Origin of the sequence: Microbacterium sp. TPD7012, assembly GCF_003075395.1 — a bacterium.
GTDB lineage: Bacteria > Actinomycetota > Actinomycetes > Actinomycetales > Microbacteriaceae > Microbacterium.
In genome coordinates, this window is sequence record NZ_QDFV01000002.1 from 215510 (window position 1) to 229091 (window position 13582).

Sequence of the window (13582 nt, forward strand, 5' to 3'; positions counted from 1 at the left end):
ACATGACTGACGCGTCCGCCGCGCCCGATTCGGCCTCGTCCGACCCTTCGAACGAAGAGGACGCCCACGAGCAGAAGACCGTCCGTCTCGCCAAGCGCGCGCGCCTGATCGAGAAGCGGGCGGATGCCGCGGGCGGCGCCTTCCCGGTCGGCGTCCCGGTGACGCACACCATCCCGACGCTCCGCGCGGAGTACGGAGAGCTCGAGGCGGGCGCCGAGACCGGCGTCGTGGTCGGAGTGGCCGGTCGCGTCGTGTTCAGCCGCAACACCGGCAAGCTCTGCTTCGCGACGCTGCAGGCCGGCGACGGCACCCGCATCCAGGCGATGATCTCGCTCGCGAACGTCGGCGAGGAGTCCCTCGCGGACTGGAAGGAGTACGTCGACCTGGGCGACCACGTCTTCGTGCACGGCGAGGTGATCTCCAGCCGCCGCGGCGAGCTGTCGATCATGGCCGACGACTGGGCGATCGCCTCCAAGGCGATCCTCCCGCTGCCCAACGCCTACTCCGAGCTCAGCGAGGAGGGGCGGGTCCGCAGCCGCTACCTCGACCTCATCGTGCGCGAGCAGGCACGCACCACCGTCCGCGCCCGCGCCGCGGTGAACGCGAGCCTTCGCGCGACCTTCACCGGGCACGACTACCTCGAGGTCGAGACGCCGATGCTGCAGGTGCAGCACGGCGGAGCATCCGCTCGCCCGTTCATCACCCGCTCGAACGCCTTCGACACCGAGCTCTACCTGCGCATCGCGCCGGAGCTCTACCTGAAGCGCGCCGTCGTCGGCGGCATCGAGCGGGTCTTCGAGATCAACCGCAACTTCCGCAACGAGGGCGCCGACTCGACGCACAGCCCGGAGTTCGCGATGCTCGAGGCCTATCAGGCCTACGGCGACTACAACCAGATGGCCGCACTCACGCAGGAGCTGGTGCAGCAGGCCGCGATCGCGGTGACCGGCTCGACCACCGTGACCTGGGCCGACGGCACCGAGTACGATCTCGGCGGCGAGTGGGACCGCATCTCGATGTACGAATCGCTCTCCGCGGCATCCGGTCGCACGGTCACCCCGCAGGACTCGGTCGACGACCTGATCGCCTTCGCCGAGCAGAGCGGAGTCGATCTGCCGCCGCAGGCCACGCACGGCAAGCTCGTCGAGGAGCTCTGGGAGCACTTCGTGAAGGGCGACCTCGTGCGCCCGACCTTCGTGATGGACTTCCCGGTCGACACGTCGCCCCTGGTGCGCGAGCACCGCTCGATCGACGGCGTCGTGGAGAAGTGGGACCTGTACATCCGCGGCTTCGAGCTGGCGACGGGATACTCCGAGCTCGTCGACCCCGTGATCCAGCGCGAGCGCTTCGTCGAGCAGTCGAAGCTCGCCGCGCGCGGTGATGTCGAGGCGATGCCCATCGACGAGGAGTTCCTGCGGGCACTGGAGCACGGCATGCCGCCGTCCGGTGGCATGGGAATGGGCATCGATCGTCTGCTGATGGCGATCACCGGGCTCGGCATCCGCGAGACGATCCTCTTCCCGCTGGTCAAGTAGCTGGGCCGCGTCGGAACGCCCACTCCGGCAGCAGCGCACCGCCGATCATGGTCTCGAGCAGCGCCGCGAGGCCGTACTGCGGATCGATCTCGCGCACCATCTCGAGATACCGGCCCGCGTGGGTCGACCTGCCGAGCGCCCACGACAACCACGCCGCTGCCGTGAGCGGCGCCGGTCGGTACGCGCGGGGCGCCTGCGCCGCGGCCCGGCGGACCACCGACAGCGCGAGCCGGAGACGGTCGAGATCGGGAGCGGGGCCGCGGCCCAGGAAGACCTGACCCAGATCGTCGGGGACCGTCGTGCCGGAGCCGGCGAAGGCGAGCTGTGCCGCGAGCGTGCGCATGCCGCCGGCCAGGTCCGTCGCCCACTGCGCGATGGCGACGTCGCGGAGCAGCGGCCGGTTCAGGCTCCACAGCAGCGCAGCCGTGGCGAAAGGCGGCAGGTCCTGCGGCGTTCGGAGGACCGATTCGAAGAACGCCGGCACGTCTTCCAGCATCACGAGGGCGGCGATCGCCATCGGGTTCTCCCGCCCGGTGAGGGTGCCGCACCTGTCGAGGCAGAGCATCTCGGTGAGCTCGAGGAGCGCCCGTCCCACCCGCTCCTTCTCGGCGAGGTCGGAGGGCGGAAGGTCGACGCCGGCGAACTGGTCTCCGGACACGTCGCCCTCCGACGAAAGGGCGGGCGAGGCCCCGATGTCGGAGAGCAGGCCGATCACGGGCTCGTCGACGAGGTAGCTCGACCAGCCGGCCGGGGTCACGCACAGGGCGTCGACGACCCGGAGACCCGCGTCCTCCGCGCAGCCGAGCAGCTCGTCGACCTCGACCGCGAAGGGGAGGACGAGACCGTCGCGCGTCGGGTGCGCCTCGGCGTCGGTGTAGACGACCAGGGCCACGGCATCCGTCCCCTCCACGCGCGACACCAGCCCGACCGCCGCGTCGGCGTACTCCTCGAGGGAGATGCCGTCATCGGGGAGGTCGAGGCGCATCGCACCGTAGGTGCGCGTACCGCGGAAGGGGAGGAGCACGATGCTCTGTCGAGGCGTGAACCCGGCGAGAGCGGGGACGACGCGGAGGAAGTCGGTGGAGTCGGAGGCACGAAGCACGGTGGTCATTCCAGGAGTGTGATCGAACCCCGACCGGTCAGGGGGCGATAGCGCCCCCTGTGGAGTGTTCGGGCGAAAGGCGAGGAATGTGGACGAAGAGTCGCTCGCGTACGATGGACACATGGAGAACTTCTGGCTCGCCGCGGCATGGTCGATCCTGCCGACCATCGGAGTGAGCGCCGTCTTCTTCTTCGTGCTCCGCGGGATCATCCGCTCCGACCGCACCGAGCGCAAGGTGCACGCGCGCATCGAGGCCGAGGAGCGCGCCGCGCGCGGCCTCCCTCCTCGCGCCTGAGAGACGTCCGAGCCATCGGCTACTGTGTAGCCAATGCGCGGGCGACCGCGCGAGCCCTCGGTGATCGACGCCGGCGGAGCAAGGGGAGACGATGACGCCGGAGACCGTGGCCTGGTGGACCGCCGCGTTCCTGCTGCTGCTCGACCTCGTCATCCGCACGACGGCGATCATCGTGATCCCGCGCAATCGCCGTCCCACGGCGGCGATGGCCTGGCTCCTCGCCGTGTTCTTCATCCCCTTCATCGGCGTCTTCCTCTTCCTGCTGATCGGGAACCCGCGCCTCCCGCGCGCCCGCCGCCGCAAGCAGGACCAGATCAACGAGTACATCGCGCAGACGAGCGAGCACCTCCACTTCGGAACCCTGCGGCCGCACGCTCCGGCGTGGTTCGGCCCCATCGTCGAGATGAACCAGAAGCTCGGCGCCCTCCCCCTCTCCGGCGACAACGGCGCGCACCTGATCTCGGACTATCAGGAATCGCTCGACGCGATGGCCGACGCGATCCGCGAGGCGCAGGACTACGTCCACATCGAGTTCTACATCCTCCAGTCCGACGACTCGACCGACAACTTCTTCCGGGCCATGGAGGAGATCGCAGCCCGCGGCGTCGAGGTCCGCGTGCTCCTCGATCACTGGGCGAACCGCTGGAAGCCGCGCTACCGGGCCACCGTCAAGCGGCTGAACGCCATGGGCGCCGACTGGCAGCTCATGCTCCCGGTGCAGCCGCTGAAGGGCAGGATGCAGCGGCCCGACCTGCGCAATCACCGCAAGCTCCTCGTCGTCGACGGCAAGGTCGCCTTCCTCGGCTCGCAGAACGTCACGGCGTCGACGTACAACCTCCCGAAGAACATCAAGCGGGGTCTCAACTGGGTCGACCTGATGGTGCGCATCGACGGGCCGGTCGTCCTCAGCGTGAACGCGATCTTCCTCAGCGACTGGTACAGCGAGACCGACGAGGTGCTCGAGGAGATCGACATCTCCCACGCGAACATCGGATCGGGCGACCTGGACTGCCAGGTGGTGCCGTCGGGACCGGGCTTCGAGGTCGAGAACAACCTGCGTCTGTTCCTCGGTCTGCTCTACGCGGCGAAGAACCGCATCATGATCGTCAGCCCCTACTTCGTCCCCGACGAGGCGCTGCTGCTCGCCGTCACGGCAGCCGTCGACCGCGGCGTCGAGGTCGAGCTCTTCGTCTCGGAAGAGGGCGATCAGGCGATGGTCTATCACGCCCAGCGCAGCTACTACGAGGTGCTGCTCAAGGCGGGCGTGCGCATCTGGATGTACCGCAAGCCCTATATCCTCCACACCAAGAGCCTCACGATCGACGACGAGGTCGCGGTCATCGGCTCGAGCAACATGGACATGCGCTCCTTCGGTCTGAACCTGGAGGTGTCGATGCTCGTGCGCGGCGAGGAGTTCGTCACCGAGATGCGGGCCGTCGAGGACAAGTACCGCTCCCTGAGCCGGGAGCTGACCCTGGAGGAGTGGATGCAGCAGCCCCTCCGGTCGACCGTGCTCGACAACCTGGCACGCCTCACCTCCGCTCTGCAGTGATCCGCCGCGATCCCGGTCGGTCTGGGGGATGAAACCGGAATATCGGGCGGGTACCCTGTGACCATGGCCACACGCACGCGTCTCGCAGCCGTCCTCTCGTCCCTCGCCGCGATCGCGCTCCTCGGTGCGGGCTGCACGGCGACGCCCGGTGCCGTGACGCCGACGAACTCACCCGCACCGAGCTCGACGACCGGTGACGATGCCGGCGACATCGAGGGCGTTCTCCTTGACGAGGGACGCATGTTCGCCGTGGTCACCTGGGGGTCGTCCGGGTGCATCCCGCAGGTCGACGAGGTCTCGGCAGAGGGCCAGACGGTCACCGTGAACCTCGTGGACCTCGACGCCGAGGACGGCAAGGAGAAGGTGTGCACGGCCGACTTCGCGCCGCGCGCGAGCATCGGAGCCCTCCCCGAGGGAGTGGATCCCACCGCCGAGATCACCCTGCAGGTCACCTACGGGGACATCGTCGACGATGTCGAGCTCGACGGCGATGCCGCCTTCACCGGGAAGCCCGGGAGCTCGACCGAGTATCAGCCGTCGGCCGGCTGGTTCGACGACGGCAGCCTGGTGCTGCTCACGTGGGGCTCCTCCTCGTGCGCTCCGGTCGTCGAGGCCGTCGAGGGGTCCGGCAACTCGGGAACGGTCACGTTCGTCACGGATGCCGACCAGGTGTGCACCATGGACATGGCGCCGCGGGCGACGATCATCGCTTTCCCCGACGATGACGTGGACGACGACGACTTCACGCTGACTCTCACCGGCGGCGGCCTCGAGGGCACCGTGAAGGTGCTCAGCAGCTGACCGGTGCCCGGCGCTCCGCCGGGCTCAGAGCATCGACACCGGGTGCCCGGCGGGCAGCGCGAGCAGCAGCGCGCCGGGGTCGGCCCGGCAGGTGATGCGCACCGCCTCGCCGAACTCGTCTCCGTCGAGCTCGACAGGAGTCGGACCGGGAGCCGCGGCCTCCGCCGCCGCTCCTCGGAAGTAGTGCACCGAGGCGTCTCTGCCGCGACGCTTCAGCACGCGGCGTCCGGCCCGGAAGCGTCGCAGGACCGAGTTGTCCCACCAGATCTTCCGCCAGACGCCGAGCCAGCCGAGCACGCCCGTGGGCTGGATGACGGCGACGTCGAGCGTCGCGTCGGTGATGGAGGCATCGGGGATCAGCGCGATCCCGGCCGGGAGCGTGCCGCAGTTCGCGAAGAGGATGCTGTGCACCTTCGTGGAGTGCAGGCGTCCGTCGTCGATCTGGTACACGGCCCGGAAGGGCCTGGCCCGCGGGAGCGACCGCGCCGCACCGTCGACGTAGGCGATCCAGCCCACGGACTTCTTGAGGTCGGAGCGCGTGTTCGCGATCATGTCGGCATCCAGGCCGATGCCGGCCAGCACCACGAAGGCGTGCTCCGACTCCTCGCCGTTCGCGCGGCTCACGCGCGCCCAGCCGATGTCGATCGGATGCCGGAAGTCGCCGAGCGCCGCGCGGATCATCTCCGCGGGATCGCCGAGCGGGAGTCCCAGGTTGCGCGCCAGCAGGTTGCCGGTGCCGCTCGGCAGGATGGCCAGCGGCACACCCGTGTTCGCGATCGCCTCGGAGACCGCGCGCACGGTGCCGTCACCGCCCGCCACGAGCACGACGTCGACGCCGCGGGCCAACGCCTGCGCGGTCGCCGCCTGGCCGGCGTCCTCGACGGTCGTCGGATAGAAGGCCGGATGCTCCCACCCGGCCTCCCTCGACAGATCGCGCACCGCGGCGCGGAGTCGCTTGCCGTCGACCTTGATCGGGTTGTAGACGAGCGCCGCCTGTCGTCGGGCGGAATCGCTCGTGGTCATGGCGCTACTCTAATCCCGGCATCGGCCCCCTCTTCTCCGGCGACGCAGGCCCCCGTGTTTCCGTGCGTTACCTCCGGGATCGTGTGCTCCCTCGCCCCGCGGCTAACGTCGGAAGTCATCCCGCATCTCCCCGCGCCGCCGTCCCGATCGGCCGGCGCGGACGATGGACGCACTCCCGACGACCGGCCCACCTCGCAGGAGCACGACATGTCAGAGCAGAACCAGACCCAGAACGAGATCGACGCGCACCTCTCGAAGCAGAAGTCGCGCACGCGCCTGTGGCTGATCGGCGGGGCCGTCGCGGTCGTCGCGATCGCCGCCGCGTTCGTGATCCCGATCGTCGTGCAGAACTCCGCCCCCGAGGCCTCCGGCGACGGCGCGGAGGAGCTGATCCCCCTGACGATCGCCGACACCGCGCAGAGCGACTTCCAGGACGCCATCATCGAGGTCGGCAAGGAGAACGGGCTCGACCTCACCTTCGTGAACTTCGACGACCCCTACCTGCCGAACACCGCCCTCGTCGAGGGCGAGGTCGACGGCAACTCCTTCCAGCACGTCGCCTGGCTCAGCCAATTCAACAAGGAGAACGGGTCGGACATCACGCCGGTCTTCTCGACCGTGATCTCGGCATGGGGACTGTTCTCGGACGATCTCGACTCCGCCGACGACATCCCGGAGGGTGCCAAGGTCGCCGTGCCCGACGACCCGGCGAACTTCTCCCGCGCCCTCTTCATCCTGCAGACGGCCGGTGTCATCGAGGTCGACGAGAACGCCGGCGTCTTCCCGACCGAGGAGGACATCACGTCGAACCCGCGCGGCATCGAGCTCGTGCGCATCGCCCACGAATCGGTGCAGACCAGCTACAGCGACCCGACCATCTCCGCCGTCGTGATCGCGACCGACGACTTCGACCCCGCGCTCGAGATCACCAGCGACGACGCCCTCGTGCTCGAGGACTCCTCGGCCACCACGTCGAGCCCGTACGTGATCGTGGTCGCGACGACCGCAGACCGCGCCGACGACCCGGCCTGGGCGCTGCTGGAGAAGACCTACCGCGACAAGCGCGTGGTCGCGGCCCTCGAAGAGGAGAAGCGCGGCGAGGCCACCATCGTCGAACTCCCCGTCGACGACCTCCGCAAGGCGCTCGCCGAGCTCGTCGCCCAGTAGTCCGCCACGGTGCGGAGCAGCCGCACGACCAGACCGAGGATCGAATGACAGAGCGCATCCAGCTCTCCGGGGTGTCGAAGGACTACCCCGCCCGAGGGAAGGGCGAGCCCGTCCGGGTGCTCCGCGATGTCGACATCACGGTGCATGCCGGAGAGGTCTACGGACTGATCGGGCGTTCCGGAGCGGGCAAGTCCACGCTGCTGCGCATGATCAACGGTCTCGAGGCTCCCACCGAGGGGCGCGTGCTGGTCGACGGTGTCGATGTGCACGCACTGCCGCCCGCCGAGCTGCGCACGCTGCGGCACGGCATCGGGATGGTGTTCCAGCAGTTCAACCTCTGGAACTCGCGCACGGTCTTCAGCAACATCGCCACGCCCCTCAAGCTCGCGGGATGGAAGGACGACGAGATCTCGCGGCGCGTGGCCGAGCTGCTCGACTTCGTGGGGCTCGGCGGCAAGGCCTTCGCGCGTCCGCGGCAGCTCTCCGGCGGTCAGAAGCAGCGTGTGGGGATCGCCCGCGCGATCGCGGCGAAGCCGTCGGTGCTGTTGGCCGACGAGGCGACGAGCGCGCTCGATCCGCAGACGACGACCGAGATCGTCGACCTGCTCCGCTCGGTGAATCAGGAGTTCGGGATCACGATCGTCGTGGTGACGCACGAGATGGACGTGATGAGCCAGCTGGCCGACCGCGTCTCGATCCTCAGCGACGGCGACGTCGTCGAATCGGGGGACATCCACCAGATCCTCGCCCGGCCGCAGCATCCGGTCACCGCGAACCTGGTCGGCTCGTACACGCGCACGTTCCTCAGCGACGCGCAGCGCGCCGAGCTGGCATCGAGCTTCGCCGGTCGCCGCATCTCGGTGGCGATGGACGGCGCGGTCGCGGAAGGGCCGCTGCTCTCGTCGCTCGCCCGCATCCACGAGGTCGACTTCTCGATCATCCAGGGCGGCGTCGCGCGCGTGAAGAACCTGCCGTACGGGCAGCTCAGCCTCGCGCTCCACGGTGAGGACGCCGCCGTCGACCGGTTCGTGGCTGCGCTCTCGACCCGGACGGAGGTGACGACATGGTGAGCCTCGACGTCCTCGACCTCGACGTGGTGATCCCGAAGGTCGCCCGCGCGCTCGGCGAGACGCTCTTCATGGTCTCGGTCGCGTTCTTCCTCGCCTCGGTGATCGGCCTGATCCTCGGGATCTTCCTCTACGCCACGCGCCCGGGACAGCTGCTGCACAGCCGCATCGTGCACACGACCCTGAACATCGTCGTGAACACGCTGCGCCCGATCCCGTTCATCATCCTGCTCATCGCCCTGACGCCGCTCACCCGCGCCCTCATCGGCACCAGCATCGGGCCGGCTGCCGCGATCCTGCCGCTGACGATCGCGGCTTCCGTCGGCATCGCGCGCGTCGCCGAGTCGAATCTCGTCGCGGTCGATCCCGGTGTCATCGAGGCGGCCAAGGCCTTCGGAGCCTCGCCTCTGCACATCCTCTTCGGGTTCGTGGTGCGCGAGGCGTTCGGGCCGCTGCTCCTGTCGCTGACGTTCATCTTCGTCGCGCTGATCGACGCGACAGCCGTCGCCGGAGCGGTCGGCGGCGGCGGACTCGGAAACCTCGCCCTCACGTACGGATACCAGCGCTTCGACTACGCCGTCATGATCCTCATCATCATCGTGCTGATCGCCCTGGTGCAGCTGGTGCAGTTCATCGGCAACCGGATCGCCCGGCACTTCATCGACGGATGACGTCGACCGCGCGCCGTGACCACGCCGCCCTCGCACGCCGACGTGTCGTCGTCGTGGGGGCGGGCGTGGTCGGCGCGTGCGTCGCGGCGCGGATCGCCGAGCGCGGAGCGGATGTCGTCCTGCTCGCCGCCGAGCCGGCCGGGAGCACGGAAGCCTCACGGGCGAGCTTCGCCTGGGTGAACGACCATGGCAAGGAACCGGCGTCGTATCGGCGGTTGAATGCCGACGGTCGGCGTCGGCACGCCGAGCGCTCCGCCGCACACGACATCCCGTGGTTCATCCGCACGGGAGCCGAGATCGACGGCGTCCTGTATCCCGATGACGGCTACGTCGACACGGCGGCATTCCTCGCGGCGCAGCTCGCCGATCTTCGCAGCGCCGGCGGCACGGTGCGTGATGCGACGCCTGTGGCCTCGCTGGAGCACCTGCGCGGCCTCGTCGGCCCGGCGGACCTGATCGTCGTGGCGGCCGGCACCGGCACCGCTGCGCTGGTCGCGGCGGTGTCTCCGCGGGTGCAGCGGCTGTCGTCCTCGGCCGGCGACGACGGCTTCCTGGCACGGATCGAGGTCGACGGGCATCCGATCGACCGCATCCGCTCCGTCGCCGGGCTCCAGGTGCGCCCCGACGGCGACGGGCGGATCGCCGCGCAGAGCCTGCGCATCGAAGCCGATCTGCGGGATGCCGGCGTCACGGCATCCGTCGACACGGTCTGGCCGGCCCTGCGCGACGAGATCGAGCACGCGCTCGGATGGCGAGTCCCCGCCGCGGCGCGCGTGCGCGTCGACCACGCGGCGCGCCCGCACGCCGCCGACGGGATGCCGCTCGTCGGCGCCGTCGCGGATGATGTGTATGTGGCCCTCACGCACAGCGGCGTCACGCTCGCCCCCCTGCTCGGCGAGCTGATCGCTCGAGACCTCGACGGCGACGCCGATCCCCGGCTCGTCCCCCTCCGCCCCTGAACCGATCGGACCCCCATGACCGACCTCGCCCCGACTCCGAGCACCCTGCTGGCCGGGCTCCCTGCGCGCCAGGGCTTCGGCGATGCGACGCTCATCCGGCTCGCACCGGGCTCGATCGATCTCGGCGGCGGAAACCCGGCCACGGATCTGCTTCCCCTGGACATCTATCGCGACGCGTTCCGCGCCGTGACCGAGAGCGCGGATTTCGCGCCGCTCCTCAAGTACACGCCCGCCCCGGGCCTGCCGCAGCTGCGCGCGGCGATCGCCGCGCGCGAGGGCGTGTCCGCCGACCGGATCCTCGTGACGAACGGCGGAGCGCACGGCCTCGCCCTCGCCGTGCTCAGCACGCTCGATCCGGGGGACCTGATCGTCGTCGACGACCCGGTGTATCCGCTCTTCCTCCGTGTGCTCGACCTGATCGGCGTCGAGGTCGCCCCCGTCGCGGTGGGACCGGACGGCATCGACGTGGACGAGCTCGAGCGGCGCCTCCGTGCCGGGCTCCGCCCCAAGGCGCTGTTCACCGTCCCGACGTTCCAGAACCCGTCCGGAGTCACGCTGAGCGCCGAGAAGGAAGCCGCACTCGTCGCCCTCGCCGAGAAGTACGGGTTCACGATCATCGCCGACGACCCCTACCGTGCCATCTCGTTCCCCGGCGTCGCGGTGCCCGACCGTCGCGCGTTCCGCGCGTCCGATCGGGTGATCGCGGTGAACACGTTCTCGAAGACGCTCGGGCCCGGACTGCGTCTCGGCTGGATCGTGCTCGCGGCCGGGCTCTCGGAGCGCGTCACCCGCCTGCGCAACCGGCTCGACGGCCAGACCAGCGGCATCCTTCAGGCCGTCGTCGAGCGGATGCTGGGCGACGAGCGACTGGACGCCTCGATCACCGCGGCGGGCGCGGGGTACGCCCGCAAGGCCCAGGTGCTGGTCACGGCGCTGCGGACGGAGTTCGGCGACGCGGTCGAGGTGGCGGAGCCGCAGGGCGGGTTCTTCGCGTGGGCGCGTCTCGGCTGTGACCTCGACTTCGCGCAGCTCTTCGAGGCCGCACAGGACCGCGGCGTCACCTACCAGCGGGGCGAGTGGTTCGCGGCTGAGGGTGAGGGCTTCCGTGGGTTCGCTCGTCTGTCGTTCTCGGAGGTGAGCGAGCAGGACCTGACCGAGGGCGTGGCACGTCTCGCTCAGGCGTGGCGGGAGCTCACCGGGCGCGGCTGACGCCCCCGGCACGCGCTCTAGACTTGGTGGATGATCGACCTCGCACTCCTCCGCGACCAGCCGGAGATCGTCCGCCGTTCGCAGGCCGCCCGTGGAAACGACCAGGGCACCGTCGACATCGCACTCGAGGCCGACCGATCGCGTCGTGCCGCGTTGACGACGTTCGAGGAGCTGCGCGCCGAGCAGAACGCGTTCGGCAAGCAGGTCGCGAAGGCGCCGAAGGACGAGAAGGCGGCTCTCGTCGCCCAGGCCAAGGAGCTCGCCGACCGCGTCAAGCAGGCGCAGCAGGCGGCGAACGAGGCATCGGAGTCGGCGGCGGCGGCGCTCGCCCGGATCGAGAACGTCGTGATCGACGGCGTCCCGGCGGGCGGCGAGGCCGACTTCGTCGAGCTGCGCCGCGTCGGCGACGTGCCCGCCTTCGACTTCGAGCCCCGTGACCACCTCGAGCTCGGCGAGCTCCTCGGGGCGATCGACATGGAACGCGGTGCGAAGGTGTCGGGTGCGCGCTTCTACTTCCTCCGCGGCATCGGCGCGCGCCTCGAGATCGCCCTCATGAACCTCGCCCTCGACAAGGCGCTGCAGAACGGCTTCGTGCCGCTGATCACGCCGACCCTCGTGCGGCCGGAGATCATGCAGGGAACCGGCTTCCTCGGCGAGCACGCCGACGAGGTCTACCACCTCGACAAGGACGACGACCTGTACCTCGTCGGCACCAGCGAGGTCGCGCTCGCCGGGTACCACAAGGACGAGATCGTCGATCTGACGGACGGCGCCCTCCGCTACGCCGGCTGGTCCACCTGCTACCGCCGCGAGGCCGGCTCGCACGGCAAGGACACCCGCGGCATCATCCGGGTCCACCAGTTCAACAAGCTCGAGATGTTCGTCTACACGAACCCCGACGACGCGGAGGCCGAGCACCTCCGCCTCGTCGCGCTGCAGGAGGAGATGCTCACCTCGCTCGGCCTCGCCTACCGCGTGATCGACGTCGCGGCCGGCGATCTGGGGTCGAGCGCCGCACGCAAGTACGACATCGAGGCCTGGGTTCCGACCCAGGGGGCGTTCCGCGAGCTCACGTCGACCTCGAACTGCACGACCTTCCAGGCGCGCCGGCTGGACGTGCGTCACCGGCCCGCCCCTTCGACGGGCTCGGGGACCCAGGGTGCAGCGGAGGGGGCTGCGAAGACGCAGCACGTGGCCACGCTCAACGGCACCCTCGCCACCACGCGCTGGATCGTCGCTCTGCTCGAGACCCACCAGCAGGCCGACGGATCGGTGCGCGTGCCCGAGGTGCTGCGCCCGTACCTCGGCGGACTCGACGTGATCCGCCCGCAGGGATCCACCTCATGAGCGAACCCTGGCTCGTCGGCCTCGACGTCGACGGCACGATCCTGCTGCAGGACGAGACGATGAGTCCCGGTGTGCCCGAGGCGGTCGCCCGTGTGCGGGAGGCGGGGCACGAGGTCACCATCGCCACCGGCCGCAGCTGGATGGCGACGCGACGCTATGTCGAGGAGCTCGGCCTGACGGCGGAGTACGTGGTCTGCTCGAACGGCGCCGTGACCATGCGCCGCGTCGACGGGGAGTGGGAGCGCTGGAAGATCGAGACCTTCGATCCGCGGCCGGTCCTCGCGCTGCTGCAGGAGCGCCTGCCAGACGCGCGATACATGGTCGAGCTTGCCTCCGCGCAGCGTCTCTACACCGCGCAGCTCGACGACTGGACCCTCGACGGCGGCCGCCAGGTCGACTTCGACGAGCTGGGAGCCGAGCCGGTCTCGCGCATCGTCGTCGTCTCGCCGGGCCACGACGAGGAGGACTTCCACCGGCTGGTGGCGGATGCCGGGCTCAACGAGGTCTCTTACGCGATCGGCTGGACCGCGTGGCTCGACATCGCCCCGCAGGGCGTCGACAAGGGCACCGCCCTGGAGCAGGTGCGCACCGCGCTCGGCGTCGACGGCAGTCGCGTGCTCGTGGCCGGCGACGGCCGCAACGACATCGGCATGTTCGGCTGGGCGCGGTCCCACGGAGGCCGTGCGGTGGCGATGGGGCAGGCTCCGGACGAGGTGAAGGATGCCGCGAGCGAGGTCACGGACGACGTGGCCGATGGCGGCCTGGCGACGGCTCTCGACACGCTTCCAGCACCCGCCCAGGTCGACGCGTCAGAATAGAACTCGGCTAGACTCACGCGTTGTCGGCAGATTCGT

The 13582-nt window shown here is 69.9% G+C and carries 13 protein-coding genes; 11 read left to right on the forward strand and 2 right to left on the reverse strand.

The annotated features are described in order from the left end of the window. The first annotated feature begins 2 nt into the window (after positions 1-2). Positions 3-1535, forward strand: a complete 1533-nt coding sequence (lysS, locus tag DC434_RS05085; RefSeq protein WP_116634206.1) for a lysine--tRNA ligase — start codon at positions 3-5, stop codon at positions 1533-1535. On the opposite strand, the gene DC434_RS05090 is transcribed toward lysS, so the two are convergent. Beyond that, positions 1528-2646, reverse strand: coding sequence for a DUF4192 family protein (locus tag DC434_RS05090; protein ID WP_116634207.1), 1119 nt, complete (start codon positions 2644-2646; stop codon positions 1528-1530). The two genes, lysS and DC434_RS05090, sit on opposite strands and share 8 nt — an antisense overlap. A 112-nt stretch (positions 2647-2758) precedes the next feature. Between DC434_RS05090 and DC434_RS20080 the strand changes: the two genes are divergently transcribed. The 3 genes from DC434_RS20080 to DC434_RS05105 all read left to right on the forward strand — a co-directional run bounded on the left by DC434_RS20080 (position 2759) and on the right by DC434_RS05105 (position 5285). Then, complete coding sequence (locus DC434_RS20080) at positions 2759-2932, forward strand: hypothetical protein (protein WP_165808000.1); 174 nt, start codon at positions 2759-2761, stop codon at positions 2930-2932. Between the two features lie 91 nt (positions 2933-3023). Further along, the gene (gene cls, locus DC434_RS05100; protein ID WP_116634209.1) at positions 3024-4484 is read left to right on the forward strand and encodes a cardiolipin synthase; all 1461 of its coding nucleotides are present in this window, start codon (positions 3024-3026) and stop codon (positions 4482-4484) included. A gap of 63 nt (positions 4485-4547) precedes the next feature. Then, on the forward strand, positions 4548-5285 hold the full coding sequence (locus DC434_RS05105) for a hypothetical protein (RefSeq protein WP_243408819.1): 738 nt from the start codon (positions 4548-4550) through the stop codon (positions 5283-5285). Between the two features lie 24 nt (positions 5286-5309). On the opposite strand, the gene DC434_RS05110 is transcribed toward DC434_RS05105, so the two are convergent. Next, on the reverse strand, positions 5310-6308 hold the full coding sequence (locus DC434_RS05110; RefSeq protein WP_116634211.1) for a diacylglycerol kinase family protein: 999 nt from the start codon (positions 6306-6308) through the stop codon (positions 5310-5312). A gap of 207 nt (positions 6309-6515) precedes the next feature. Between DC434_RS05110 and DC434_RS05115 the strand changes: the two genes are divergently transcribed. From DC434_RS05115 to DC434_RS05145, 7 genes are read left to right on the forward strand one after another with little or no spacing between them, the layout of a single operon-like run. Further along, positions 6516-7475 (forward strand): MetQ/NlpA family ABC transporter substrate-binding protein, encoded by a 960-nt coding sequence (locus tag DC434_RS05115; RefSeq protein ID WP_116634212.1) that lies wholly within the window; start codon positions 6516-6518, stop codon positions 7473-7475. A gap of 44 nt (positions 7476-7519) precedes the next feature. After that, entirely contained in the window at positions 7520-8545 is a 1026-nt protein-coding gene (locus DC434_RS05120; RefSeq protein ID WP_116634213.1) for a methionine ABC transporter ATP-binding protein, read from the forward strand. Further along, the gene (locus tag DC434_RS05125) at positions 8539-9213 is read left to right on the forward strand and encodes a methionine ABC transporter permease (protein WP_116634214.1); all 675 of its coding nucleotides are present in this window, start codon (positions 8539-8541) and stop codon (positions 9211-9213) included. Before DC434_RS05120 ends, DC434_RS05125 begins: the two co-directional genes overlap by 7 nt. Further along, a complete protein-coding gene (locus DC434_RS05130) occupies positions 9210-10172 on the forward strand; it encodes an FAD-dependent oxidoreductase (protein WP_116634215.1) in 963 nt (320 codons plus the stop codon). Before DC434_RS05125 ends, DC434_RS05130 begins: the two co-directional genes overlap by 4 nt. A gap of 15 nt (positions 10173-10187) precedes the next feature. Then, entirely contained in the window at positions 10188-11381 is a 1194-nt protein-coding gene (locus tag DC434_RS05135; protein WP_116634216.1) for a PLP-dependent aminotransferase family protein, read from the forward strand. A 30-nt stretch (positions 11382-11411) separates the two neighbouring features. Next, positions 11412-12728, forward strand: coding sequence for a serine--tRNA ligase (serS, locus tag DC434_RS05140; RefSeq protein ID WP_116634217.1), 1317 nt, complete (start codon positions 11412-11414; stop codon positions 12726-12728). Next, the gene (locus DC434_RS05145) at positions 12725-13546 is read left to right on the forward strand and encodes an HAD family hydrolase (RefSeq protein ID WP_116634218.1); all 822 of its coding nucleotides are present in this window, start codon (positions 12725-12727) and stop codon (positions 13544-13546) included. The genes serS and DC434_RS05145 overlap by 4 nt, the downstream gene beginning before the upstream one ends. Positions 13547-13582 lie beyond the last annotated feature (36 nt).